Origin of the sequence: Desertibaculum subflavum (assembly GCA_003576705.1) — a bacterium.
In the GTDB taxonomy this organism is placed as follows: Bacteria; Pseudomonadota; Alphaproteobacteria; order Ferrovibrionales; family Ferrovibrionaceae; genus Desertibaculum; species Desertibaculum subflavum.
Genome location: QOZS01000019.1, coordinates 32,846 through 58,961 on the forward strand (window position 1 = coordinate 32,846; position 26,116 = coordinate 58,961).

At 69.5% G+C, this 26,116-nt stretch carries 19 protein-coding genes and 1 tRNA gene; 11 read left to right on the forward strand and 9 right to left on the reverse strand.

The annotated features are described in order from the left end of the window. Positions 1–115: 115 nt before the first annotated feature. On the forward strand, positions 116–2,587 hold the full coding sequence (locus tag DT074_RS12005) for a circularly permuted type 2 ATP-grasp protein (protein WP_119420094.1): 2,472 nt from the start codon (positions 116–118) through the stop codon (positions 2,585–2,587). Beyond that, on the forward strand, positions 2,587–3,465 hold the full coding sequence (locus DT074_RS12010; RefSeq protein ID WP_368744627.1) for a transglutaminase family protein: 879 nt from the start codon (positions 2,587–2,589) through the stop codon (positions 3,463–3,465). Before DT074_RS12005 ends, DT074_RS12010 begins: the two co-directional genes overlap by 1 nt. On the opposite strand, the gene DT074_RS12015 is transcribed toward DT074_RS12010, so the two are convergent. Then, positions 3,462–4,862 (reverse strand): hypothetical protein, encoded by a 1,401-nt coding sequence (locus DT074_RS12015; RefSeq protein WP_119420096.1) that lies wholly within the window; start codon positions 4,860–4,862, stop codon positions 3,462–3,464. The two genes, DT074_RS12010 and DT074_RS12015, sit on opposite strands and share 4 nt — an antisense overlap. 117 nt (positions 4,863–4,979) lie before the next feature. Between DT074_RS12015 and DT074_RS12020 the strand changes: the two genes are divergently transcribed. The 4 genes from DT074_RS12020 to selA all read left to right on the forward strand — a co-directional run bounded on the left by DT074_RS12020 (position 4,980) and on the right by selA (position 8,238). Next, positions 4,980–5,540, forward strand: coding sequence for a TetR/AcrR family transcriptional regulator (locus tag DT074_RS12020; protein WP_162914846.1), 561 nt, complete (start codon positions 4,980–4,982; stop codon positions 5,538–5,540). A gap of 56 nt (positions 5,541–5,596) precedes the next feature. Next, positions 5,597–5,956, forward strand: coding sequence for a hypothetical protein (locus DT074_RS12025; RefSeq protein ID WP_119420098.1), 360 nt, complete (start codon positions 5,597–5,599; stop codon positions 5,954–5,956). Then, positions 5,953–6,780, forward strand: a complete 828-nt coding sequence (locus DT074_RS12030) for a DUF2145 domain-containing protein (protein WP_119420099.1) — start codon at positions 5,953–5,955, stop codon at positions 6,778–6,780. Before DT074_RS12025 ends, DT074_RS12030 begins: the two co-directional genes overlap by 4 nt. 63 nt (positions 6,781–6,843) lie before the next feature. After that, positions 6,844–8,238, forward strand: a complete 1,395-nt coding sequence (selA, locus tag DT074_RS12035; RefSeq protein WP_119420100.1) for an L-seryl-tRNA(Sec) selenium transferase — start codon at positions 6,844–6,846, stop codon at positions 8,236–8,238. Between the two features lie 6 nt (positions 8,239–8,244). On the opposite strand, the gene hydA is transcribed toward selA, so the two are convergent. The 3 genes from hydA to DT074_RS12050 form a co-directional block, all read right to left on the reverse strand. Further along, positions 8,245–9,699 carry a dihydropyrimidinase gene (gene hydA / locus DT074_RS12040; RefSeq protein ID WP_119420101.1) on the reverse strand — a complete coding sequence of 485 codons (1,455 nt, stop codon included), beginning with the start codon at positions 9,697–9,699 and terminating at the stop codon, positions 8,245–8,247. Between the two features lie 11 nt (positions 9,700–9,710). Next, positions 9,711–10,439: a maleate cis-trans isomerase family protein gene (locus tag DT074_RS12045; protein WP_119420102.1), complete on the reverse strand. Its 729-nt coding sequence runs from the start codon at positions 10,437–10,439 to the stop codon at positions 9,711–9,713. Between the two features lie 73 nt (positions 10,440–10,512). Then, a complete protein-coding gene (locus DT074_RS12050; RefSeq protein ID WP_119420103.1) occupies positions 10,513–10,869 on the reverse strand; it encodes a hydroxyisourate hydrolase in 357 nt (118 codons plus the stop codon). A gap of 48 nt (positions 10,870–10,917) precedes the next feature. Here DT074_RS12050 and DT074_RS12055 point away from each other — a divergent pair, with 48 nt between their 5' ends. Together DT074_RS12055 and DT074_RS12060 are read left to right on the forward strand one after the other, a co-directional pair. Then, on the forward strand, positions 10,918–12,105 hold the full coding sequence (locus DT074_RS12055; RefSeq protein ID WP_162914847.1) for an MFS transporter: 1,188 nt from the start codon (positions 10,918–10,920) through the stop codon (positions 12,103–12,105). A 78-nt stretch (positions 12,106–12,183) separates the two neighbouring features. Then, positions 12,184–15,960 (forward strand): PAS-domain containing protein, encoded by a 3,777-nt coding sequence (locus DT074_RS12060; protein ID WP_119420105.1) that lies wholly within the window; start codon positions 12,184–12,186, stop codon positions 15,958–15,960. Between the two features lie 10 nt (positions 15,961–15,970). Here DT074_RS12060 and DT074_RS12065 read toward each other — a convergent pair whose 3' ends face one another. From DT074_RS12065 to DT074_RS12080, 4 genes are all read right to left on the reverse strand, one after another. Continuing rightward, positions 15,971–16,576 carry a DinB family protein gene (locus DT074_RS12065; protein WP_119420106.1) on the reverse strand — a complete coding sequence of 202 codons (606 nt, stop codon included), beginning with the start codon at positions 16,574–16,576 and terminating at the stop codon, positions 15,971–15,973. 216 nt (positions 16,577–16,792) lie between these two features. Next, positions 16,793–19,012: a phosphoenolpyruvate--protein phosphotransferase gene (ptsP, locus tag DT074_RS12070; RefSeq protein WP_368744628.1), complete on the reverse strand. Its 2,220-nt coding sequence runs from the start codon at positions 19,010–19,012 to the stop codon at positions 16,793–16,795. A gap of 70 nt (positions 19,013–19,082) precedes the next feature. Beyond that, positions 19,083–20,162 (reverse strand): NAD(P)H-dependent flavin oxidoreductase, encoded by a 1,080-nt coding sequence (locus DT074_RS12075; RefSeq protein ID WP_119420108.1) that lies wholly within the window; start codon positions 20,160–20,162, stop codon positions 19,083–19,085. Further along, positions 20,152–21,387 carry an aspartate kinase gene (locus DT074_RS12080; RefSeq protein ID WP_119420109.1) on the reverse strand — a complete coding sequence of 412 codons (1,236 nt, stop codon included), beginning with the start codon at positions 21,385–21,387 and terminating at the stop codon, positions 20,152–20,154. The genes DT074_RS12075 and DT074_RS12080 overlap by 11 nt, the downstream gene beginning before the upstream one ends. 160 nt (positions 21,388–21,547) lie before the next feature. Between DT074_RS12080 and ubiG the strand changes: the two genes are divergently transcribed. From ubiG to DT074_RS12095, 3 genes are all read left to right on the forward strand, one after another. Continuing rightward, complete coding sequence (gene ubiG, locus DT074_RS12085; protein ID WP_119420110.1) at positions 21,548–22,297, forward strand: bifunctional 2-polyprenyl-6-hydroxyphenol methylase/3-demethylubiquinol 3-O-methyltransferase UbiG; 750 nt, start codon at positions 21,548–21,550, stop codon at positions 22,295–22,297. Positions 22,298–22,394: 97 nt separating this feature from the next. Continuing rightward, positions 22,395–22,469, forward strand: a tRNA-Val gene (locus DT074_RS12090). 181 nt (positions 22,470–22,650) lie between these two features. After that, complete coding sequence (locus tag DT074_RS12095; RefSeq protein WP_119420111.1) at positions 22,651–23,115, forward strand: hypothetical protein; 465 nt, start codon at positions 22,651–22,653, stop codon at positions 23,113–23,115. A 30-nt stretch (positions 23,116–23,145) separates the two neighbouring features. Here the strand turns inward: DT074_RS12095 and DT074_RS12100 are convergent, their stop codons facing one another. Then, on the reverse strand, positions 23,146–25,980 hold the full coding sequence (locus tag DT074_RS12100; protein ID WP_119420112.1) for a PAS domain S-box protein: 2,835 nt from the start codon (positions 25,978–25,980) through the stop codon (positions 23,146–23,148). Positions 25,981–26,116: the final 136 nt, after the last annotated feature.

The window sequence follows — 26,116 nt, forward strand, 5'->3', positions numbered from 1 at the left end:
TCCCTCTGCGCTGGGTGCCCGGGTCAAGCCCAGTCACGACGGGACTACATTCCACCCCCTGGAAATCCGCCCCCTGATCCGCGAGGCTAGGCGGGTCCAGGGGTTCCGATTCCGTATGAGCGACGCCTACGACGAGATGGCGGCCGGCAAGGGCGCGCTGAGGCCGCATTGGCGCGATTTAATGGGCGCCGTCTGGGCGATGCAGCCGGGCCAGCTCGCCGAGCGCACCGCGCGCGCCCGGGCGCATCTATCCGAAGCCGACGAGATCCTGGGCGTGTTCGGCGGCGACGACCGGCGGGTCAGCTGGACGCTCGACCTGCTGCCGATCGTCATTCCCGAGGCGGAGTGGGCGGTGCTGGCGGCGGGACTGGCGCAGCGCGCCCGGCTGCTCGACCTCGTGCTGGCCGATATCTATGGCCCGCAGCGGCTGATCGCGGAGCGGGCCTTGCCGCCCTATCTCGCCTTCGCCAACCCGGAATTCCTGCGGCCGGTGCGGCGGATCGAGGGCGGCGCGCCACGGCTGCAGATCTACGCCGCCGACCTGGTGCGCATGTCGGATGGCGGCTGGCGCGTCTTCGCCGACCGCACCCAGGCGCCGGCCGGCATCGGCTTTGCGCTGCGCCACCGCAATGCGCTGGCACGGTTCTTCCCGGAAGGCTTCCGCACCCTGCCGGTCAGCCGGCTGCGTCCCTTCGTCGAGCTGTGGCAGGCGAGCCTGCAGAACCTGGCCGGCGGCCAGCGGCGCGCGCGCGACCCGCGCATCGTGCTGCTGACACCCGGGCCCTACAACGAGGCCTATTTCGAACACGTCTATCTGGCGCGCGAGCTCGGCGTGACCCTGGTGCAGGGATCGGACCTCACGGTGCGCGACGACCGCGTGTTCCTGAAGACGCTGGAAGGATTGGTGCCGGTCGACGTGATCTATCGCCGGCTCGACGGCGCCTGGTGCGACCCGCTGGAGCTCCGCGGCGATTCGACGCTCGGCGTCGCCGGCCTGTTGCAGGCGCAGCGCGCCGGCAATGTCACCGTGGTGAACGCGCCGGGCTCGGCGGCGGCGGAGACGCCGGCGCTGGCGCCCTTCCTGCCCGCGCTGGCGCGGCGGCTCTTGGGCGAGGAGCTGCAGCTGCCGGCGGTGACCACCTGGTGGTGCGGCCAGCGCACGGCGCTGGCCGAGGTACGGGCCGATCTCGACCGCTTCTTCCTGCGCCCGATTTTCGCCGCCGATCCGACACCGATCGAGCCGGCGACAATGCCCAAGGCGAAGCGCCAGGCGCTGGAAGCGGCACTCGGCGCGCGGCCGGAAAGCTACGTCGCCATCGAGCGCGTGGCGCATGGCGTGGCGCCCACCTTGACCGCCGCGGGTCTCGGTCCCAGCCCGTTCGTGCTGCGCACAGTGCTGATTCGTCACAGAGAAGACTGGGTGCCGCTGCCCGGCGGCGTGGCCCGCGTGCTGGACGAAGGCTCGCTCTACCGCGGCACGCTCCGGCATGGCGGCATCGCCAAGGACGTCTGGGTGCTCACGGCGGAGGAAGGGGACGTGGTGGTTCCCGCGGTGGCACGCGAAGTGCCGGCGATCCGCCGCTCCACCGGCGTGCTGCCGAGCCGCATTGCCGACGACCTGTTCTGGCTCGGCCGCCAGGTCGAGCGCCTCGACGCCGCGGCGCGGCTATTCCGCGCCGCCCTCGCCCGCCTGGTCGGCGGCGAGATGGGGCCGCGCGAGCTGGCCGAGCTCGGCGTGATCGGCCAGGCGCTGCATCGCACCGGCTGGATCGAGGCGGAAGTCGCCCGCTCGCCGGCCTCGAGCCGCATGTTCGCCGCCGGCCTGACGCGCGCCGCGGCGCAGGGCAAGCAGATCGGGGGTTGCCTCGGCCAGCTGCGCCAGCTCGCCCTGTCGGTGCGCGACCGCCTCTCGCTCGACATGTGGCGCACCCTGAACCATCTGGTCGGCGAGGTGCGCACCTCGCTCGCCGACGGCATCCACGATCCCGACCGGCTGCTCGAGGCGCTGGACGAAATGGTGCGGGCCGCCGCCGCCTTCGGCGGACTCGCGGCCGAGAACATGACCCGCGGCGCCAGCTGGCGCTTCCTCGATCTCGGCCGCCGGCTGGAGCGCGGCATCGCGGTGAGCGGCACGATGGCGGCGCTGCTCGGCCAGCGGCCGGGCCTGACCGAGCTGGGCCTCGGCCTAGCGCTGGAATTCTGCGATTCGACCATCACCTATCGCACCCGCTACGGCACCGAGCCTCGTCTGGTGCCGGCGCTCGACCTGCTGCTGCTCGATTCCACCAACCCGCGCGCGCTGGTGTTCCAGCTCTCCCGCTTCCTAGACCACCTGCGCGAGCTGGCGCCGCCCTCCGGCGAGTTCGCCGAGTACGACGAGGCGGCGCACCTGATGGCGCTGGTCTCCGGCTTCTATTTCGCCGCCGGCTATGACCCGAACGATGCGACGCCGGCCCTGAACCTGCTGGCCGATGTGCGGAAACGGCTGATGGCGCTGTCGGAGCTGATCACCCGCAACTACTTCAGCCACGTGGCGCCGATGCGCGAAGGCGCCGGCCTGCACGCATCCGAGCGGGAGACCGCCTGATGCGCTACGCGCTCCGCCATCTCACCCGCTATGCCTATGGGGCGCCGGTCGATCTCGGCTACCACGTGCTGCGCATGAGCCCGCGCGAGACGGCGCGCCAGAAAGTGCTGAGCGCCACGCTTGCGCTGGCGCCGCAGCCGAGCCGCGACAGCGGCTTCATCGATCATTTCGGCAACGCGGCCCGCCATGTCGTTGTGGAGATGCCGCATAGCGCCTTCAGCGCCACGCTGGAAGCCGTCATCGAGGTCGCAAGGCGCGGCGCGGGCGCATTGCCGGCCGGCCCGTCCTGGGAAGCCGTGCGCGACGCGATGCGCGACGACGGCTTTCCGGCCGATCCCGCCGTCGCCGAGTTCTGCTACGCCTCGCCGCTGGCGCCGGCCGACGAAGCTGCCGGCGCCTATGCCGCCGCCTGCTTCCCCGCCGGCCGGCCGATCGTGCAGGCCTTGCGCGATCTGACGGCGCGCATCCGCCGCGACTTCGCCTATCTGCCGGGCGCCACCGACATCACCACGCCGGTGGCGGAGGTGATGGCGGCAAAACGCGGCGTCTGCCAGGACTTCACCCATGTGATGATCGCCGGATTGCGGCGGCTCGGCCTGCCGGCGCGCTACGTCTCGGGCTATCTGCGTACCTATCCGACGGCCGATGCGCATGCGCTGCGTGGCGCCGATGCCAGCCACGCCTGGATCGGTGCCTGGTGCGGGCCGGAGATCGGCTGGCTCGATTTCGACCCGACCAACGACCTCGTCGTCGACCAGGAGCACATCACGCTGGCCTGGGGCCGCGATTTCGACGATGTCAGCCCCTTGCGCGGCGTCATCCTCGGCGGCGGCACGCATGGCGTGGAAGTGGCCGTCACGGTGACGCCGCTCGATTAACCGAGGATCTGCTTCAGCCGGCGGACCGGCCGGTCGTCGCCATGCAGGGCAAGCGGCAGGCTGATATGGCTCTGCCGCACGGTGAAGACGTTCTCCTCCGGCACGCCCCAGCGGCGGGTCAGGTCGATGCCGTGCGCCACCGGCATGACGCGGTCGGCATGGCCGAGCAACGAAACGATGGTGGCGGGATCGATCGCCGGCCGGTCCGGCGGATCGAGCAGGTGGCGCATCCTTTCCACCGCCGCGTCGGTCCAACCGGCCTCATGCAGCGCCGGCGGCAGGCCGAGCGCCCGCGTCAGGCTGCCCTCGAAGGTCACCGAGCGGAGCTGGCCGCTATGGGCGATCAGCAAGGCCGCGTCCGGCCGGCAATCGCGTGGCCAGCGGTCGGCATAGCCGGCCGCGAGCTGCGCCGCGAGCGCGCCCATCGAGATGCCGCCGATGGCGACCTTGCCGCCGAAGGCGTCGCGGGCGAAGCGCACCAGCACCGCGCTCTCCAGCGCCTGGCCGACGAACAGGTCGATCGGGCCGAGCGGCGCCGAGGCGAAGAACATCTCCCCGCCATAGCGCCCCGGGGGACGCCTTCGGCCATGCCAGGGCGAGACCAGCTCGACGACGCGAAAGCCGCGCTCGACCAGCACGCGCTCGACGCCGGAGAGATCGGCGATCATGTCCCATTCGACGAACACGCCGTTGCCGAACACGATGGTCGGCGGGTCGGCGGCGCCTGTCGGCGTCGTCACCTTGGCGAGCACCGTGTCGGCGAGGCGGTGCCAGGGCGACTTGAAGCGGGCCCAGCTGACCCGGCCGATCGAATTGTCGTAGCCGGCCGAGAGCTCGACCTTGGGCCGGAGGCGCAGGTCGAAGGCGGTGGCGGGCTCGGCCAGCGCGGGACCGATCGCCTTCTCCACCTCGGACGGCGTCGGGATGGCCCATCGGACCGATGGCAGCCGCCGGCCGACGGCGAGCGGCTGATAGCCGATGCGGGCCAGCATCCAGCGCTGGGCGGCGCGCTTGCGCACCTGCTCCAGCCAGGCAAGCGTGGCCGGGCGAACGTTCGGCCGGCCGAAGAAGCTGCCGTCCCAGGCTTCGTCCGCGGCATCGAGCAGGTCCTTGGCATCGGCCTGGCCGGCGATCCGTTTCACGGCGTAGCCGAGGAGCGGCTGGCGCTTCAGGGCCAGGCCGCTTTCGGCGAGGAAGCGGTCGATATCGGCGCCGCTCGCATCCGCCGCCGCCCATAGCCGCGACAGCGGGAAGAACCACCGCCGGAGACCCCATATGGCCATAGGATCGGCCAGCGGCCCGAAGGCGAGCCCGAGCTTAGCCAGCGCGCCGATCGAACGCGCCTCCGGCCCGGCGGCGGCAGGCTCCGCCGGCCATTTCAGCGAAATTCCGAACATGAGGCTGGCATAGCACAGTACGTGGACCGGCTGGCGGCGCCCTTCCGCCCAGCTCGACAGCCGAGCTTGACAGCTCGGTCGAAGCATGTAAGTAATCACTTACTACGGAGGCATGACGTGGCGGGATCGACCAAGGACAGTTTGATGCAGGCGGCGGTGCGGCTGTTCGCGGCCAAGGGCATCGACGGCACGACGACGCGGGAGATCGCGGCGGCAGCCGGCGTGACCGAGGGGGCGATCTACCGCCATTTCGTCGGCAAGGAGGCGCTGGTCGAGGAAATCTTCCACCGGCACTACCTGCCCTTCGCCGCCGAGCTGGACGCGGCACGGGGTACGGCCGAGGGCGCCGAGGCGGAGCTCCGCGCCGTGGTCCGGCGGGTCTACGCCGCCTTCGACCGGGACCGCGATCTGTTTGCCTTTCTCCTGCTCGCCCAGCATGGACCGATGCGGCGCATCGCAGACGGCGCCGCGACGCCGGTGCGGGTGATCGAAAAGCTGGTCCGCGCCGGCCAGCGCGCCGGCACGATCCGGCGGATGGACGCGCGGCTCGCCACGCAGATCGTTCTCGGCGCGGTTCTCCAGCCGGCGACCGGAAGCCTGTACGGCGAGGTCTCGCCACCCTTGATCGCCATCGCCGACCAGGTGGCCGAAGCGGCCTGGCGCGCGATCGCCGGATGAGATGGCTTGCGTGGATAGCCGTTAGTAATCGTTTACATACCACAAGGGGACCCAAGATGTTCAAGAGCACTGACTGGAAGGCGGCGGCCCTGGGATTGGCCTTCGCCTGCTTCCTGACCCAGCCGGCCTGCGCCGATTCGAGCCCGGCGCGCGCCTCGGCCGCCGCATCAGGGTCAGCCGCCGCGTCCGCCGTCGGGATCACCGGCGCCGCGAGCTATGCCGTCGGCACCGTGGTGCCCGGACCGGTCGGCACCGTTCTGCAGGAAGGCGGCCTTGCCGTCATGCAGGACGGCCGCCGCATCGGCCAAGCGGCGACCGAGACATTGCGGGCGCCGCTGCCCGTCACCGACCGCACCGTCACCATCGGCCCGCCGCCGGCCGAGGCGCTGAACGCGCCGGTGGAGGCCGCGCGATGATCGGCCGCCGGCATCTCCTGCTCGCCGCTTTCGCGCTGGCGCTGGCGGCACCGCAACCCGCCCCGGCGGCCAGCGGCTCCGCTGCCGGGTCGCCGCCGCGCCACACGCCGGAGGCGATCGCCGCGCAGGCCAAGACGATCGAGCGCACGCTGGCCGCGGCGGGCGCTCGCGTCGCCATCGTCGGCCGCATCGGGCGTGACCCGGCGACCCTGCCGAAAGGACTCACCTACACCCATGTCGCTTTCTGGATGCACAGCACGATCCGGACGCGGGAGGGCGAGCTGCTGCACGGCTATGCGGTGCACAACCTCTATCAGCGCGACGGCGAACCCGATCGCAGCGAGCTGGTGCAGGACTTCCCCGCGGACTTCCTGAGCCCGGCTTTCGACCTGAAGGTCGCCGTGCTGATCCCCAAGCCCGAGCTGCAGGCGCGCCTCGGGGCGTTGATCAGCTCGCCGGCCTATGCGGCGCTGCACAACCCCCGCTACTCGGTGGTCGCCAATCCGCTGCGGGACCGCTACCAGAACTGCACGTCCTTCGTGCTCGACGTGGTGATGGCGGCGCTCTATCGCACCGAGGATCGTCGCCAGATCCGTGCCAACGTGCAGGCCTATTTCCAGCCACAGATCGTGGAGGTGGGTGGCGGCCGGCGCCTGTTCGCCTCGCTGTTCGTTCCGGATGTCGCGACCAGCGACCATGACGAGCGGATCCACACCGCCACCATGGAAGCGCTGGCGGACTTCATGATGTCGCAGGGGTTGGCCGAGCGAAGCTTCGAGGTCGCGGCAGATGGCCGTATCCAGCCGATCGGTGCCGGGCGCTAGTGGCCTACCCTTGTCGCGGAGCGGCTATACTCCGCTCTTGTGTCTTGATGGTAGGAGCTCACATTGGCGACCACTGCCGCCTCCACTGACAGCCGCGCCGCCCTGCCCTCGGTCGACCGGGTGCTGCGGAGCGAAGCCGGCGCGAAGCTGGTCGCGGCCCATGGCCGCGCGCTGGCGCTCGACGCGGTGCGCGAGGTGCTGGCGGAGCTGCGCACTGAGCGGGCGGCGGCGAGCGAGGCCGGGGTCGCGGCCGACGCCGCCGCGCGCCTCGCCGAGCTGACGGCGCCGTCGCAGAAGCCGGTGTTCAATCTCACCGGCGTGGTGCTGCACACCAATCTCGGCCGCGCGCCGATGCCGCCGGAGGCGGCCGCCGCCGCCGCGGCGGCGATGCAGAGCGCGACCAACCTGGAATTCGATCTCGACAGCGGCAAGCGCGGCGACCGCGACGCGCATGTCGAGAGCTGGATCTGCCGCCTGACCGGCGCCGAGGCGGCGACGGTGGTGAACAACAATGCCGCGGCGGTGTTGCTGGTGCTCAACACTTTCGCGCTCAGGAAAGAAGTGCCGGTCAGCCGCGGCGAGCTGATCGAGATCGGCGGCGCCTTCCGCATGCCGGAGATCATGGCCCGCGCCGGCTGCCGGCTGGTCGAGGTCGGCACCACCAACCGCACGCATCTGAAGGACTATGCCGGCGCGATCTCGAAGAAGACCGGGATGCTGATGAAGGTGCATCCCTCGAACTACGCGATCGCCGGCTTCACCAAGACGGTCGGCGATGCCGAGCTCGCCCGGCTCGCCCACGAGCACGGCCTGCCCTACGCGGTCGATCTCGGCAGCGGCCAGCTGGTCGACCTCGCGCAGTACGGCCTGCCGCATGAGCCGACACCCGCTGAAGCGATCGCGGCCGGCGCCGATCTCGTCACCTTCTCCGGCGACAAGCTGCTCGGCGGGCCGCAATGCGGCATCGTGGTCGGCAAGGCGGCGCTGATGGCGAAGCTCGACCGCAATCCGCTGAAGCGCGCGCTGCGGCTCGACAAGGGTCGCCTCGCGGCGCTCGAGGCCGTGCTGAAGCTCTATGCCGATCCGGAACGGCTCGCCGAACGCTTGCCCACCCTGCGCCTGCTGATCCGCGAGCAAGGCGAGATCCGCGCGGCGGCTGAGCGCTTGCGGCCCGCAATGACCCACGCCGTGGGCGCTGGCTTTGCCGTGACCGTGGCGGAATGCGCGAGCCAGATCGGCTCCGGCTCACTGCCGGTCGACCGGCTTGCCAGCGCCTGCCTCGCCATCCGCGCCAAGGCGAAGGGCGGCGGCAGCGTCGAGCGCCTCGCCGCCGCCTTGCGCGCGCTGCCGAAACCCGTGGTCGGCAGAATCGAGGATGGCGCGCTGAAGCTCGACCTGCGCTGCCTGGAAGACGAGGCCGGATTCCGCGCCAACCTCGACGGATTCTCTCTCAGCTGACCGAAATCACGCGAAGAGCGCCGGATCGACCACCGGACGGCCGCGCGGCACCGCCGTCTCGGGCAGCGCGCAGCGCATGAACTGGCCGCGGCCGGGCTTCGCCGTCACCTCGCCTTCGCGCATCACCCGCTCGCCGCGCGAGAACACTTCCACCGGCCAGCCCTTCACGCGGCGGCCCTCATAGGGCGTGTAGCCGGTCCGGTCGTTCAGCATCTTCCAGGTGATCGTCACCTCGCGGTCCTTGTCCCAGATAGCGAGATCGGCATCGGCGCCGATGGCAATGGTGCCCTTTTTCGGATGCAGGCCATAGAGCTTGGCGTGGTTGGTGGCGGTGAGGGCCACGAATTGCTGCAGGCTGAGCCGGCCGGTCTGCACGCCTTCGGAGAAGAGCAGCGGCAGGCGGGTCGCGATGCCCGGCACGCCGTTGCCGATCTTGCTGAACGGCGGCTTCGGCCCTTGCGCGAACTTGCCCTGCTTGTTGAGGGTGAAGGGCGAGTGGTCCGAGGAGAGCACGCTGAAGATGCCCTGCTCCAGCCCGCGCCAGACGAATTCCTGGTTGGCCTTGTCGCGCGGCGGCGGCGAGCACATGCAGCGCGCGCCGTGCCAATCGTCGTCGTCGAAGCCGCCCATATCCTCCTCCGACAGGAAGAGATATTGCGGGCAGGTCTCGCCGTAGATCTTCAGGCCGCGGCCCTGCGCCCAGTGGATCTGCTCGATCGCCTCCTTGGCGGAGACATGGACCAGCAGGATCGGCGTGTCGAGCAGCTCGGCCAGCGAGATGGCACGGTGCGTCGCCTCGCGCTCCACCACGTTGGGGCGGGAGGTCGCGTGATAACGCGGCTGGACGCGGCCGGCGAGCTCGAGCTTTTCGGTCAGCCATTCGATGCAATCGGTGTTCTCGGCATGGATCATCGTCATCGCGCCCTCGCGCCGGGCCAGCGCGAGGATGTCCAGGATCTGCCGGTCGTTCACCTTCAGGCTGTCATAGGTCATGTAGAGCTTGAACGAGGTGTAGCCGTCGCCGATCAGCGCCGGCAGTTCCTGGCCCAGCACGCTGGGCGTCGGGTCGGTGACGATCAGGTGGAAGGCATAGTCGATCACCGGCTTGCCTTCGGCCTTGCGGTGGTAATCCTCCACCGCCGCCCGCAGCGACTGCCCGCGCAGCTGCTGCGCGAACGGGATCACCGTGGTGGTGCCGCCGGTGACGGCGGATTGCGTCGCCGAGAGAAAGTCGTCGGCGTTGCGGGCGCCGTCGAGGCCGGGCGGCTGGTCCATGTGGCAATGGCTGTCAATGCCGCCGGGCAGGACCAGGCGGCCCGAGGCGTCGACCACCTCGGCGGCATCCTCCAGATTGTCGGCGAGGGCCGCGATGCGGCCGTCCTTGACCCCGATATCGGCGCGGAAGGTGTCGGTCGCGGTCGCCACCGCGCCGCCCTTCACCACGAGATCGAACCTCGCCATCGCATGCCCTCCTAGGCGACTTCCTGGAACAGCCGGCCCCAGCCCTTGATCCGCTTCGGATCGACGCCGGCGATGCGGAGCGATCCCCAGACCGCGGTCGCCACCGTGTCGTAGATCGGAATGCCGATCTCGCGCTCGAGCGCCTCGACCAGGGGCGCCGCGCGCAGGTTGGTGCAGAACACGGCGATCGCCTGCGGCTTCTCTGCCGCCACCTCGCGCACCATGCGCGCGATCACGTCGGGCCCGTATTCGGAGAAGGAGAAGTTGCCCTTGTCGCGCAAATGCCGCTCGGCGACGCAGGTCCAGCCTTCGCGGGCGAAATTGGCCACGATCTTCTCCTGGATCTCGTCGAGATAGGGGGTGACGAGCCCATAGCTCTTCTGGCCGGTGCGGTTCAGGATCTCGCCGAGCGCCAGGGTGGAGGACGTGGCGGGGATGCCGGTCTCGCGCTGGATGGCAGCGCAGAGCTCGCGGTCAGCATCGAGGCCGAGCCAGCCGGCCGAGGTGCCGTTCCAGCAGATCGCCTGCACGCGCGCATCGGCGAGCAGGGTCGCCGCCGCCAGGATCGGCGCATTGTCGAACTGGCCGAGCGCCGCGTCGCGCAGCGAGATCTCCGTCACCTTGAACCGGCCGAAATGCGCGGTGATGTCGGGCGTGCCGGCCAGCATGGCGCTGGTCACCGGCTCCAGCACCGTGTTGGAGGACGGCGTCAGCATCCCGAGCAAGGTTCGTCCCGTCATCCCGTCCTCATCTGGGCATCGCCCGTCTCTGGGCATCGGTTGAGCAGCTGCCTCATGATTGGGCCGCCGCAGCCTATCCGCCACGATACATCGAGAAGCCCCAGGGCGTCGTCTTCAACGGCAGATGGTAGTGCTGGGCGATGTCGGCCACGCCGAACCGGAACGGCGTCGCCTCCAGGAAGGCCGGCTCCGGCAGCGTGACGCCGACGGCGCGGAAATAGTCGCCGATATGGAACACCGCTTCGTACAGCCCAGGCGCCTCGATCCCGGCGCCGCGCGTGACGGGGTGGTCAAGCGTTCCGTCGGTCCCTAGGGTGCCGGCCGCGATCAGCCGGCGCGCCGGTGCCAGCGCGAAGACCTCCACCCGCATGCCGCGCGCCGGCCGTCCGATCGTCGCGTCCACCACGTGAAGAGAGATGCCGCCGGCCATGTCGTCCGTTCCGCCAATGCCCTGCCGGCGGCATGCAAGGGGCAGGCCGTGAGCCCGTCGCGCGGCGAGGTGATGCTGACGGTCGGCACCCTCAACTGGACGATGGCGATCCTGGCCGGCAGCTTCTTCGCGGTACCGACCCTGGCGCCGGCCATCGCCGCCGATCTCGGCGTCGAGGCCGGTATCGTCGGGCTCTATGCGACGATCGTCTTCGCCGTGGCGATGGCCAGCTCGCTGGTCGGCGGGCCGATCGCGGCGCGGTTCGGTCCCCTCCGCCTTCTGGCCGTCTGCATGGCCTGCGTGACCGGCGCCATGGTGCTGGCCGGCGGCGGCTCGCTCTTCTGGCTGCTTTGCGCCGCCGTCCTGCTCGGGATCGGCTTCGGGCCGGAGACACCGGCGAGTTCGCTCGTGCTGTCCCGCGTCGCGACGGGACCCCGGCGTCCGCTGATCTTCTCCATCAAGCAGACCGGCAACCAGGTCGGCGGCATGCTGGGCTCGCTCAGCCTGCCGGCGCTGCTGCCGCTGGTCGGCTGGCGCGGCGGCCTGCTGATGTTCGCCGGGCTCGCGGTGCTGGCCATTCCGCTTCTGCTGTGGCTGCGCCGTCGCCTCGAACCGCCGCCGGTGATCGACAGCAGGCCGTCCTTCGCGGTGCTGATCTCCTCGTTGCGGCTGGTGCTGCAGACCAGCGCGCTTCGCCGGCTCGCCGCCGCGTCCTTCGGCGTGTCGCTGGCGCAGACCTGCATGCACACCTTCCTGGTCAGCTTCGCGGTGATCGATCGCGGCTTTCCGCTGGCGACGGCGGCGCTGCTGCTTTCCGCCTGCCAGGTCGGCGGCTTCGTCGGCCGCATCGGCTGGGGCTTCATCGCCGGGCGCTACCTGCCGACCCGCATCGTGCTCGGCCTGATCGGGCTCGGCGCGGCGATCGGCACCATCGCCATCGTCAGCCTGCCGGCCAGCCTCGCCTGGCTCGCCGGGCCGGCTTTCCTGCTCGGCCTGACGGCCAGCGGCTGGAACGGCGTGTTCCTCGCCGAGGTCGCGACCCTGGCGCCGGAGGGCAAGGTGGCGGAGGCGACCGGCGGCATGCTGACGCCGTCCTATGTCGGGCTGATCCTCGGGCCGATGATCTTCGGCGGCGTGCTGTGGGTGGCGGGATCCTACGGGATCGCCTTCCTGGTCTCGGCCGGCATCTGCCTCGCTTCCATGCTGCCGCTCGCCGCGCCGCCGAAACGCGGTTAACACCACCCTCCTCGATGGACAGGCGCCGGTGAAAGGCTTCTAATCCTTGGGCATTCGACGCGGCGCGGGGGAGGCGTGATGCCGCAGGGAACGACGGTGCTCGCACTGTCGCTCGGCTATCTGGGCCTGCTGTTCGCCATCGCCCATCTCGGCGAGCGGCACGCGAAGCGATGGTCGGAGAGCCGTCTCGGCCCGATCGTCTACGCGCTGAGCCTGGCGATCTACTGCACGTCGTGGACCTTCTACGGCTCGGTCGGCCGCGCCGCCACCGCCGGTCCCGACTTCATCCTCATCTATGTCGGCCCGACGCTGGTGATGATCCTGGGCTATCCCGCGATGGCCAAGATGATCGCCGCGGCCAAGCGGGAGAACGTCACCTCGATCGCCGATTTCCTCGGCTCGCGCTACGGCAAGAGCCGCGCCGTCGCGGTGGTGGCGACCCTGATCGCCGCCGTCGGCGTGCTGCCCTATATCGCGCTGCAGCTGCAGGCCGTCACGTTCTCCTTCGCCGCGCTGCTGGGCCTGAAGGGCGATCTGCAGACCGCCGACCTGCCGCTGCCGCTGCGCGACACTGCGCTGGTGGTGGCGGTGGTGATGGCGGCTTTCACCATCCTGTTCGGCGTGCGCAACATCCAGGCCTCGGAGCAGCACCGCGGCATGATGCTGGCGATCGCCTTCGAGTCGATCGTCAAGCTGGTCGCCTTCATCGCCGTCGGCGTGTTCGTCGTCTATGGCCTCTATGGCGGCTGGAACGATCTCGGGCAGGCCATCGAGGCGCGGCCCGCCGTGCAGGCGAGCCTGGAAGGCGGCACGCCGGCGAGCGGTTGGATCGTGATGACGGCGCTGGCCGGCTTCGCCTTCCTCTGCCTGCCGCGGCAGTTCCACGTCGCGGTGGTGGAGCACGATCATCCAAGCGGCCTCAAGGCGGCGCGGTGGCTGTTCCCGCTCTACCTGCTGCTGATCAACCTGTTCGTGGTGCCGATCGCCGCCGCCGGCCTGCTCAAGCTCGGCCCCGGCGCCGATCCGGACATGTTCGTGCTGACCCTGCCGCTCAATGCCGGCCAGTCGTGGCTGTCCATCTTCGCCTTCATCGGCGGCCTCTCGGCGGCGACCAGCATGATCATCGTCGCCTGCGTGGCGCTCTCCGGCATGATCGGCAACGAGCTGGTGATGCCGCTCCTGCTGCGCCGGCGTGCCGGCGAAAGCAGCGCGCTCGGCCCGCTGGTGCTGGCGGTGCGGCGCATCGCCGTCTGCGTCATCCTGGCGCTGGCCTATCTCTATCACCAGGCCGTCGCCGGCCACCTGCCGCTGGTCTCGATCGGCCTGATCTCATTCTGCGCCGTCGCCAATTTCGCGCCGCCTTTGCTGCTCGGTCTCTATTGGCGCGGCGCGCACCGGCTCGGCGTCGTGGCCGGGCTGCTCGGCGGCTTCGCCCTCTGGGTGCATACGCTGCTGCTGCCCTCGATCACCCGCGATGTCGGCAGCGGGCGGAAGCCGCCGCTCGCCGACTGGATGCCGGATGCGCTGGGCGGGCTCGACTTCTTCGCCCAGGGATTCCTTGCCTCGATCAGCGTCAATATCGCGCTGCTGGTGCTGGTGTCGCTGCTTGCCCGCGCCCATGCCCGCGATGCGGCGCAGGCGCGTTCTTTCGTCGGCGGCGACGACGGCCCGGCGCCGGCCGAGGAGCCGGCGGCCGATCCGCGTCTCGACGAGCTGCGCGCGCTGGTCGCCCGCTTCGTCGGGGCCGAGCGCGCCGCTGCCGCCTTCGCGGGGCAGAGCCTTTCCGGGCCGGCGGCGCTCGCCCATACCGAGCACATCCTGGCGGGCGCGATCGGCGCCGCTTCGGCCCGCGTCGTGGTCGCATCGATCGGCGGCGGCACGCGCTTCTCCTTCCGCTCCACCCGGCAGATCCTGGGCCAGGCCTCGGAGGCGATCCGCACCAACTACGAGCTGCTGCGCAAGACACTGGACAACGTCGGCCTCGGCATCGCCACCTTCGACCGCGACGGGCGCCTGGAAGTGTGGAACGAGCGGTTCGAATTCATGCTGGCGCTGCCCGACGAGGCGATGCAGGTCGGCGCGCGCATCGCCGACCTCGCCGCCGCCGCGCCGGATCTCGCCCATGTCGCCAAGGATCGCGGCGCGGCGCCCTTGCGGGAGCGCCGGCGGCCCGACGGCACCGTGGTGGAGATCCGGGTCGACCCGCTGCCCGATGGCGGCTTCGTCGTCACGGCGACCGACGTGACCGCGCGCGTGCGCGCGGCGGAGGCGATCCGCGACAGCGAGCGGCGCATCCGCGTCTATACCGACAACGTGCCGGTGCTGATCAGCTATATCGATCAGGGCCAGCGCTACCGCTTCATCAACGGCCCCTACCAGGCCGCCCTCGGCCTGCCGGAGCGCGATATCGACGGCCGGCACCTGGTCGACGTGCTGGGCGCGGAGCGCTATGGCCGGCTCAAGCCCTATATCGACCGCGTGCTGGGCGGAGAGCCTCAGGTCTTCGAGATCGAGTTCCCGACCAACGATGCCAAGATCGAGGTGGCCCGCGGCACCTATCTGCCGCATGTCGACGATGCGGGCGAGGTGATCGGCTTCTTCGTGCTGTATCAGGACATCACCGAGCGGCGCCACGCCGAGGCAGCGCTGCGCCAGGCCGCCGAGACGCTGGAGCGCCGCGTGGTGGAGCGCACGGCCGAGCTGGAGGCGAGCCGCGCCGAGGCGGAGGCGGCCAATCTCGGCAAGACACGGTTCATTGCGGCGGCGAGCCACGACCTGCTGCAGCCGCTGCATGCGGCGCGCCTGTTCGCCGCGGCGCTGGCGGAGAGGCATCCGGGCGACGAGCTGGTGGGCAAGATCGACCAGGGCCTCGGCAGCGTCGAGGCGTTGCTCGATGCGCTGCTCGACATCTCGCGCCTCGATTCCGGCGCGCTGGCGCCCGACCGCCAGCCGGTGCCGGCAGCGGAATTGATCGAACAGCTTGCCGCCACCTTCGCGCCGGTCGCGGCCCGGCGCGGCGCCAGTCTGACGGTCGTGCCGACATCGGCGGTGGCGATGACCGATCCGGCGCTGCTGCGCCGCGTGCTGCAGAACCTGATTTCCAACGCATTGCGCTATGGCGGCCGGCCCGGCGAGGCGCCGCGCGTGCTGATCGGCTGCCGCCGGGACCGGGCGGCGATCCGCATCGAGGTGTGGGACAACGGACCCGGCATTCCCGAGGACAAGCGCGAGGCGGTGTTCGAGGAGTTCACGCGGCTGGCCGGACCGTTCGGCGACCCGGCCCAGGGCCGCGGCCTCGGCCTCGGCCTCGCGATCGTCGAGCGCATTGCCCGCGTTCTGGACCACCCGCTGAGCCTGCGATCCGAAATGGGGCGCGGTTCGGTGTTCGCCATTACCGTGCCGCTGGCGAAATCACTGCCCGTGCGCATCGCCATTCCGGTGGCCGAGCCTGCCTCGCCCGCGGCGGCGACGCTGGTGCTGTGCGTCGACGACGAGGCGCCGGTGCGGGACGCCATGGCAACCTTGCTGCAGAGCTGGGGCTGCGAGGCGATCGTCGCCGCCGATGCCGAGGCGGCACGTGCGGCGCTGGCGGCATCGCCGCGCCTGCCGGATCTGGTGATCGCCGATCTGCATCTCGGCGGCGGGCTGGACGGCCTTGCCCTCATCGACCTGCTGCGCCGCGACCGCGGCATCTTCATCCCCGCCGCGGTGGTGACCGCCGATCGCGGCCCCGAGGTTCGCGCCCGCGCCCGCGAGCGCAATGTCGACGTGCTGCTGAAGCCGGTGCGGCCGGCGGCGCTGCGCGCGCTGATCGCGCAGCGGAGCCCGAAGCGCCCGGCCAGCGCGGCGGAGTAGCACGTCCGAGCTAGCCGTCCCACACGTTCTGCGGCATCGGCAGGCCCTGGAAATCGCCCTCGACGAGCGGGCGCGGATGCGACACGCCCTCTTTCTCGAGCAGCATCATCCACTGGCGCACATGCTGGCCGCAATGCCAGGTGGTGCGCTCCAGCAGCTCGTGCCGGGTCTGCGGCCCGTAATAGGTCGGCAGCATCTCGTCGGCGGCGAGGTCGCCGGCGCTCCGCCATGCGTCGAAGCGCTGCCGGATCGAGCCGCCATATTCCGCCAGCACGTTCGTGCCGGCATCCGAGGCCGGCTCCTCGGCGAACATGGCGCGCACCAGCGTGATGCCACTGTTGGCATCCAGGAAGGCATCGACGACGCGGAACAGATGGAAGGCGAGCGAACGGTAGCTGCGCGGCCGGCCCGGCACATGCGTGGCCAGACGATCCTGCGGCATCAGCGGCAGAAGCTGCAGCGCCGCCGCCATGAACTTGTCGAGGCGCCGGATCAGCTCGTCGGGCGGCAGCCCCGGCGCCGTCTCTTCCCCGAGGCCGAGGAAATCGACGATCTGCTTGGTGCTCTGCGCGAAGGTGAACTGGCGCCCGCGCGCCAGCACCGGCACCGACTGCACGCCGAGCGCCTGCAGCTCGGCAAGGCCGGCTGCGTCTTCACGAATGTTGACCGAGATGAAGCCGATCGCACGGACCGACAGAAACTCCTTGAGTTTCAGGCAGCTGGTTCAGCCGGGCTGCCAGAACACCTTGAGCGGTTCGCGCATTGTCTCCTCCTTGGATCGGCCGACGCTAGGCCCCGGCTGCGATCGAAGTCAACCGCAGGCGCCGGTCCGTCAGATTGCGACGCCGTGATCCTGTGCGAACGACATCAGGCGCGAGCGCAGCGAGTGGTCGGGGAGCGAGATGATCTGCTCCAGGTAGTCGGCCAGCGGCGGGATGGCCAGGCTGCGCACCATTTCCTTCACCGGGCCGAGCGCCGAGGCCGGCATCGAAAGCTCGCGCACCCCGAGGCCGATCAGCGCCATCGCCTCGACCGGCCGCGCCGCCATCTCGCCGCAGACGGCAAGCGGCTTGCCGACGGCCGTGCAGGCGCGCGCGACATGGCGCAGGAACCCCAGCATCGGCGGCGACAGCGGGTCGTAGCGATCGGCGATGCGGCTCGATCCGCGATCGGCGGCGAACAGGAACTGCGTCAGGTCGTTGGAGCCGACCGAGATGAAATCCACCTGCGGCAGCACCGCGTCGAGCTGGAATGCGAGCGAGGGCACTTCCAGCATGGTGCCGATGCGGATTTCCGCCGGCTCCTTCAGGCCCTGGCGCCCGAGCCGGCGGCGCTCGCGCTCGAAGATCTCCTTGGCGCGGATCAGCTCCGCCGCCTCGGCCACCATCGGGAACATCACGTCGAGCCGCCGGCCCGCTGCGGCGCGCAGCAGCGCGCGCAGCTGGGTCTTCAGGATCGCCGGGCGGTCGAGCGCAAGGCGGATCGCGCGCCAGCCCATGGCGGGATTCTCCTCCTTCTCGGCGCCGTCGCGCGGCATGTAGGGCAGCACCTTGTCGCCGCCGATATCGAGCGTGCGGAAGCAGACCGGCCGCTCGCCCGCCTCGTCCAGCACCTTGGAATAGATCTCGACCTGCGCCTCCAGGTTCGGGAATGTGTGGCGCACCATGAAAAGCAATTCGGTCCGATAGAGCCCGATACCGTCCGCCGCCATCGCGTTGACCTGGCCGACATCGACCAGCAGGCCGGCGTTCAGCTTGAGCCGGATGGTCTCGCCGCAGCGCGTCACGGCCGGCAGATCGCGCAGGCCGAGATACTTGGCCTCGCGCTCGCGCCGGTCGTCCAGGCTCTTGCGGAAGGCGGCGACGATGTCCTCGGCGGGGCGGATATAGATCTGGCCGTGATCGGCATCGACGATGACCGGGTCGCCGAAATCGACGCGCCGGATCGCGCCCTCGCAGCGCCCGAGCATGGGGATGCCGAGCGAGCGGGCGACGATGGCGACATGGCTGGTGGGCGAGCCTTCCTCCAGCACCACGGCCTTGGGGCGCGACGCCTCGTAGTCGAGCAGTTCCGCCGGGCCCATATTGCGCGCGAACAGGATGGCATCTTCGGGCATCTTGCCGGCGGCCGCGGTGCCGGTGCGGCCGATGACGTGCAGCAGCAGACGGTTGGCGAGGTCGTCGAGATCGGACAGCCGCTCCTTCAGATACGGATCGGAGACGCTCTGCATGCGCATGCGGTTGTCGATCTGCACCTTCTGCACCGCCGCCTCGGCGGTGAGGCCGGATTCCACCGCCTCGTGCATCTTGCGCAGCCAGCCCGCATCGTTGGCGAACATGCGGTAGGTTTCGAGCACCTCGCGGCTGTCGGAGCCGATATGCTGCTCGGTCGCCTGCATCATCTCGTCGACCGAGGCGCGGAGCTGGCCGACGCCTTTCTGCAGGCGGCGCTTCTCCAGGCCGATATCCTCGGCGATGGTCTTCTCGACCACGATATGCGGCTCGTGCAGCACCGCGGTGCCGACCGCGATGCCTTCGGCCAGCACCCGGCCGGTCAGGCGATGCGGCAGGGTGGCGATGCCGTCGACCTCGGCGATCTCCTCGCGCGAGATCAGCTGGCCCGATCCCACCACCTCGGAGATCACCATGGCGACGGTCTCGAGCGCCTCGACCTCCTCGTCGGCATAGCGCCGCCGGGTGCGGTTCTGCACCACCAGCACGCCGATCACCCGGCTCGCCCGCATGATCGGCACGCCGAGGAAGGAGTGGTAGATCTCTTCGCCCGTCTCCGGCCGGTAGGCGTATTGCGGATGCGCCTGCGCGTCGGGCAGGTTGAGCGGCCGCGCATGGGCGGCGATGTCGCCGACCAGGCCCTCGCCGGTGCGCAGCCGCGTCACATGCACGGCTTCCGGCTTCAGGCCCTCGGTGGCGAACAGCTCGAGCACCTCGCCGGCGCGCAGCAGATAGACCGAGCAGACCTCGGCCACCATGTTGGCGGCCACCACCTTGACGACCAGGGACAGCCGCGCCTGCGCGCTCCCGGTCCCCGCCATCACCTCCCGGAGACGTCGGAGAAGCACCCTGTCGCTGGCGGCTCCGACGCGTTCCATGCTCGTCGGGCCCCTAGGAAGCGAGCATGGCCGGCTCGGCCCCGGCATGATGGATGGCGAGCCACCTGGCCGCCTGATCGACGATCTCCTCGATCACCTCGGCGGTGGACTGCTCGCGCGTGACCATGCCGACGCTCTGGCCCGCCATCAGCGAGCCGCTCTCGACATCGCCGTCGATCACGGCGCGGCGCAGCGCCCCGGCCCAGAAATGCTCGATCTCGAGCTGGGCCGCCTTTTGATCCAGCTCGCCGGCGCGGACCTTGGCGATCACCTCGACCTGGCGCTGCATGAACTTGCGCGTGCCGTCGTTCATCAGCGCGCGCACGGGAATGACCGGGAAGGCGGGGTCGACCTGCACCGATGGCTGCGCATCGCGCGCCGCCGCCCGCAGGAAGGCCTTCTTGAAGTTCGGATGCGCGATCGATTCCGTGGTGCAGACGAAGCGGGTGCCGAGCTGGGCGCCGGCCGCCCCCATCTGCAGATAGCTCGCCATCATCTCGCCGCGGCCGATGCCGCCGGCAACGAAGATCGGCACCTCGGCACCGAGATGCGGCAGGATCTCCTGCGCCAGCACGCCGAGCGAGACCGGGCCGATATGGCCGCCCGCCTCCATGCCCTCGATCACCAGCGCGTCGGCGCCGGAGCGCACCAGCTTCTTGCCGAGCGAGAGCGCCGGGGTGAAGCACATCACCTTGGTGCCGCTCGCCTTGATCTTCTGGATCGCCGGCGTCGGCGGCACGCCGCCGGCCAGCACGATATGCCCGATCTTGGCCTGCAGGCAGACATCGATCAGCGCCTCGAGATCCGGATGCATGGTGATCAGGTTGACGCCGAACGGCAGCTTGGTCAGCGCCTGCGTGCCCGCAATCTCCCTGGCCAGCAGGTCGGGCGTCATCGAGCCGCAGGCGATCACGCCGAAACCGCCGGCATTGGAGATCGCAGCGACCAGATGCCGTTCCGACACCCAGGTCATCGCGCCGCCCATGATGGCATAGCGGGTGCCGAGGAAATCCCGGCCCCGCCGCCACAGGCGGTCGAGGATCGCCATGCCGCGGGCGCGGGCGGCGTCGGGTTGCGTCGAATCAGGCGGCATCGAGATCGAACGCGGTATGCAGCGCGCGCACCGCGAGCTCGGTGTATTCGGCGGCGATCAGCACGCTGATCTTGATCTCGGAGGTCGAGATCACCTCGACATTGATGTTCTTGTCGGCCAGCGCCTTGAACATGGTGCGCGCCACGCCGGCATGGCTGCGCATGCCGACGCCGACCACCGAGACCTTGGTCACGTTCTGGTCCGGCACGATGGCGGTGTGGCCGATTTCCTTCTTCAGACCCTCCAGCACCGGCATGGCGCGCGGCAGGTCGCCGCGCGGGATGGTGAAGGTCATGTCGGTCGACTTGGCGTCGGTCGACACGTTCTGCACGATCATGTCGACATTGATGCCGGCATCGGCGAGCGCGCCGAAGATGCTGGCGGCGACGCCGGGCCGGTCGGCCACCTGGCGCAAGGTCACCTTCGCCTCGTCCGGCGCGTAGGTGACCCCGCTCACGATATGCTTTTCCACGATCTCTTCCTCGTCGACAACCAGGGTGCCGGGCAGCTCGGAGCCGAGCGCCCGGTCGAAACTCGACAACACCTGAACGCGCACGCGATGGTTCATCGCGAGCTCGACCGACCGCGTCTGCAGCACCTTGGCCCCGAGCGAGGCGAGCTCCAGCATCTCCTCGTAGGTGATCCTATCAAGCTTGCGCGCGGTTTTCACGATTCGGGGGTCGGCCGTGTAGACCCCGTCCACATCGGTGTAGATATCGCAGCGATCCGCGCCGAGCGCGGCCGCGAGCGCCACCGCCGAAGTGTCGGAGCCGCCGCGGCCGAGCGTGGCGACCCGACTGCCGGGGCCGAGCCCCTGGAAGCCGGCCACCACGGGAACCACCCCGGTCGCCATTTCGCCGAGCAGGCTCTGGCCGTCGATCCGCTCGATCCGCGCCTTGCCGAAGGCCTCGTTGGTCAGGATCGGCACCTGCCAGCCGCAATAGGAGCGCGACGGCACGCCGATCGCCTGCAGCGCCATCGCCGCGAGCCCGATGGTCACCTGCTCGCCGGTCGCCACCACCACGTCGTATTCGCGCTGGTCGTGCATCGGATCGATGCGGCGGCAGAAATCGACTAGTCGGTTGGTCTCGCCCGCCATGGCCGACACCACCACGCAGCACTCATGGCCCTGCTCGACCTCGCGCTTGACCTTGGCGGCGACGTTCTTGATGCGGTCGGGATCGGCAACCGACGTACCGCCGAATTTGAGCACGAGGCGGGCCATTGACAGGGACCTGCGGAAGACCGGGGCTTGCGGGATTGCCGCGGGGGAAGGCGGCGCGCCACCTCATAAGGGGTCGGGCCGGGCGGCGCAAGGATTTGGGCCGGTTTCGGGCGGATTTCCGCCTTTCCGCCGGACGATGGGCCGCCTATACCTCGGGCCCATGAGCGCCGCTGCCGCCCCCTCCGTCGATCCGGCCGAGGTCGAGCGTTTCGCCCGCATGGCCGAGGCATGGTGGGACCCGCTTGGGCAGTTCCGCCCGCTGCATGTGCTCAACCCGGTGCGTCTCGGCTACATCCGCGAACAGGCCATCGCCAGATTCGGCCTCGACCCGAAGGCCCGCCGGGTGCTGGACGGCCTTTCGCTGCTGGATATCGGTTGTGGCGGCGGCTTGGTGGCGGAGCCGCTGGCCCGCCTCGGCGCCGAGGTGACCGGCATCGACGCGGCCGAGCGCAACATCGCGATCGCCCGCGCCCATGCCGCGGAATCCGGCGTCGCGGTGCAGTACCGCGCCGCCAGCGCCGAGGCACTGGCGGCGGAGGGCCGGCAGTTCGATATCGTGCTGGCGCTGGAGATCGTCGAGCATGTGGCCGATCTCGGCGCTTTCATGGATGCCGCCTGCGCCCTGGTAAAGCCGGGCGGACTGATCGTGCTCGCCACCCTGAACCGGACGCCCAAGGCCTTCGCGCTCGCCATCGTCGGCGCCGAATGGGTGCTCCGCTGGCTGCCGCGCGGCACGCATGACTGGCGCAAATTCGTGCGGCCGAGCGAGCTCGCCCGCGAGCTCCGCCGCAGCGGCATGGCGCTGAGCGAGGTCCGCGGCGTGACCTACAGCCCGCTCGCCGACCGCTGGTCGCTTTCCGGCGACACCGCCGTCAACTACATGCTGGCGGCCACGAAGCCGGCCGGTTGACGGCCGATCAGTGCGCGGCCTGTCGGTTGACGCGTCCGGGGCCCCCTGCTACGCAGTCGCCGCCTCGTGACCCCGAGGCGGGCCTAAGGCCGGAGATGGGCGCGTAGCTCAGCGGTAGAGCACCACGTTGACATCGTGGGGGTCACAAGTTCGATCCTTGTCGCGCCCACCATCTCCCTCCGAATACCAGGCTATCGGTTTGCGCTCCCCGCAAGCGGCCATCGTCGCGTGGGAACGAAGCCGCGCACCGCACGTTGCACAAGGCGGACAGGGACAGCCAAGGTCGCCTTCCTTCGCCGCCGGCACGCGCCGACCGGCGCTGCGGAGGAGCGGCCCATTGCGGAGGATCGACGATGACATCCGGAACCGGTCGCATTTCGCTCGCCGCGGCGGGCAGCTTGGCGCTCGGCCTGACTCTGGCCGCGTGCGGGCACGATTCCTCACCGCGACAGATCCAGGCCAGCAATCCGACCGTCACCTACAAGTACAGCAACGACCGTGACCTGGTCGAAGCCAATCAGCGCGCAACGTCGTTCTGCAGCCAGTATCAGTCGACGCCGCGCACGCTCAGTCTGACCACCGACCGGGACGGCGATCGCATTGCCGTGTTCGAATGCGTGAACGGCGCCACGACCGGGGCGCTGACACCGTCGCCCGCCTCCAACCTCACCTACACCTACCGCACCGATCAGGAACTGCTGGAAGCCTCGCGAACCGCGCAGACCTATTGCGCCAATCGCGGCGCCTCGCAGGTGGTCTCCAACGTCATCACCAATGCGAACGGCACGCGGACGGTGACGTTTCAATGCGCCGGTTAGCCCGGCTGCGGGCAAGACACTGGGGCCTGTTCAAGCTCTGCTCCAGCGGCCAACCGCGGACACCTTGGCCTTTGTAACTCCGGAGATTGCTGCGAGCAGATCCTCCTTCGAATATGGTTTGCGCACCAGCACGATACCTTTGTCCAAAACGTTGTCATGGGCGATGACATTTTCGTTGTAGCCCGAGGTATAGATGATCGCGACATGCGGCTGGTGCGCGCGCACGACCTCGGCAAGGTCGCGGCCCGACATCCCTTTCGGCAACACGACGTCGGTGAACAGCACGTCGACATGGCCCGCCTGCCGCAGCGCTGCCAACGCCGAAGGTCCGTCGGCCGCCTCGATCACGGTGTAGCCGAGGCCGCGCAGCGTGACTGCCGCGGTTCGGAGCACTTCCGGCTCGTCCTCGACGACGAGCACAGTGATGTTGCGCGGCCCGATCAGACGCGGCCTTAGCGTCACTTCCTCGTGCGCCGCCTCTGTCGTTGCGGGCAGCAGCAGGCGCACGGTCGTACCATGCCCCGGTTCGCTGACGATCTCCAGCGCACCGCCAGATTGCCTGACGAAGCCATGCACCATGCTGAGGCCGAGGCCGGTGCCTTTGCCCACTTCCTTGGTGGTGAAGAACGGCTCGACAGCACGGGCGAGAACCTCGGGCGTCATGCCGGTCCCGGAATCGATGACCTCTATGGCCACGTAATGCCCCGGCGGGATATCGAGATTCTGTGCGCGCGCCTCATCGACCACTGCGTTTTCCGCGCGAAGGCGCAGGCTGCCGCCGGTCGGCATCGCATCGCGGGCATTGATCACGAGATTCAGGATGGCATTGTCGAGCTGGGTGTTGTCCGCCAGCACTGTCGAAACGTCGGCAGCAATCTCGATCTGCACGGAATACTGCGCGCCGATGCTCGCCCGCACCAGCTTCTCCATCGACCGCAGCTCCTCCTCGGGATTGAGGGCTCGCGGACGCAGCGGCTGCTTGCGCGAGAAGGCGAGCAGCTGGTGCGTGAGGTCGGCGCCGCGTCGCACCGCGCGCATCAGCGCATCAATTGTCCGCGTGGCGTTCGGATCGCCACGCACGGGGTCCCGCAGGAAGTCGAGGTTGCCGAGGAGCACCTGGAGAATATTGTTGAATTCGTGGGCGATACCTCCCGTCAGCTGTCCGACCGCCTGCAGCCGCTGCGATTGGCGGAAATGCTCCTCCAGTCGTTTTTGCTCCGTAATGTCAGCAACGATCGAGATCATGCCGGCATTCGAGCCGTCGGGATCAAAACGTGGCGCCGTCCAAATCGACACGTCGATCGTTGTCCCGTCCTTGCGGATCCGCCGCGTCTCAAAAGCCTGCAGGGGACGGGAGTCGGTCGTAGCCACCATTAGAAAGTCGATTTCTCCCTTGCGATCTGCGGGAATGGTGGATAGCTCCCGGCCCAATAGCTCTTCCGCCCGCCATCCGAATATCCGCTCGGCCGCCGGATTCCACGAGCGCACTAGTCGGTCGCGATCTATCTCGACGACAGCAAGCGGCACCGCCTCGATCAGCGCCTGAAGGCGGCGGGTCGCGGCTTCCGCCGCCGCCCTCGCCTCGAGTATCTGCGTTTCACGCTGCAACCGGACGGTGCTGTCGCGAATGGCGGCGGCGATCAGTTCGCCTTCGTCGGTGCCTACGGGCGCCAGGCTGACTTCGACCGGAAACTCGTCACCGTTCTTGCGGCGGCCATACAGCGCGCCACTTGTCTGCATCGGCCGGCTCAGCGGCGCGCGCTGATAGATGGCGCGATGGCCGACATGTGCCGCCCGCAATCCCTCCGGCAACAGCATCTCGACCGGGCGGCCGACCATCTCCTCCCGCGCGTAGCCGAACAAGTCCTCGGTCCGCGCGTTGACGAACCGGATTCGCCCTTCGGCATCGGCGACGACGCTGGCGTCCGGCGCCGATTCCAGCAGGTTGCGCCATCGCAATTCGTCCTTGGCTTGCTGGTCCGCGAGGCGGCCGGCGAGCTCCAGCCGCTGGCGCTGCGCGTCCACACGATCTACGGCCGCCACACTCCATAGAATCGTGCCGGCGAATATCGCGATGACAGCGACAATGAGGAGCAGATCGGCGGCAGCCGTGCTCAGGCCCAGATGTTCGAACGCATACAGCTCTGCGTAGCCGAGCAGCACTGGCGCCAGCATGGCAACCGGCAGCAAGCGGCGTGCCGTGGCGCCCGCGGCGCGGCGCGCGGTGACGAGCCGCATGATGCCGCGATCCGTCCGGGCCAGGAACAGCCCGACACCCAGCAGCACAAATCCGACGGCGGTATGCAGGGCCATCGAGGAATAGCCGGGAACGGTGTACAGGCCCGGTGCCCCATAGAAATAGCCGATGATCGCGAGGTAACCCGAGGCCGCTACCAGGCCGATGCTGGTATCGGCAAGTATCACGAGCGCCGGCCGGGCCGCCCGCAGCAGGAACAAGGAAACCGCAACCAGCACGAACAGCAGCGCAGTCGCCGGCGCCGGACGCCCCGGATGCATCGGGATTGGCGTGGACGGATCGCTGAACAGCCACTGATCCAACCCAAGGTCCAGCCCAAGCGCGTAGGCCAGAACCGTCAGCAGTCCGACCATCCCCATCGCCATCGCCGCGAGGGTGCCGGCCAAGCGCTGTCTTGCGGATCGATCCACTTCGCCCAGCAGCCAGAGTGCCGAGCCGGCGAGCACGAAGCTGAGCGCCGTGTTGGCCTTCATCGTCACCCATTGCGGGTTCAGGCTCTGCAAGATGGGAACGTTGAACGCCCAGGCGCCCAGAACCAGGATGCCCAGACCTGCCACCGCAGCCCCGATCAGCGGCGCTGCTCGGCGGTTGGCTACTTCGGCGCGCAACGATCACTCCACTGCAGCGACGATTGATTGAACGATAATTATCCACATACCAAGCCGTACAATTTGCATACATGCAACCAACAAATATGCGAATGCTTGGCAATCTCACGCATTCTCCGCGGGCCATGTGGTCGCG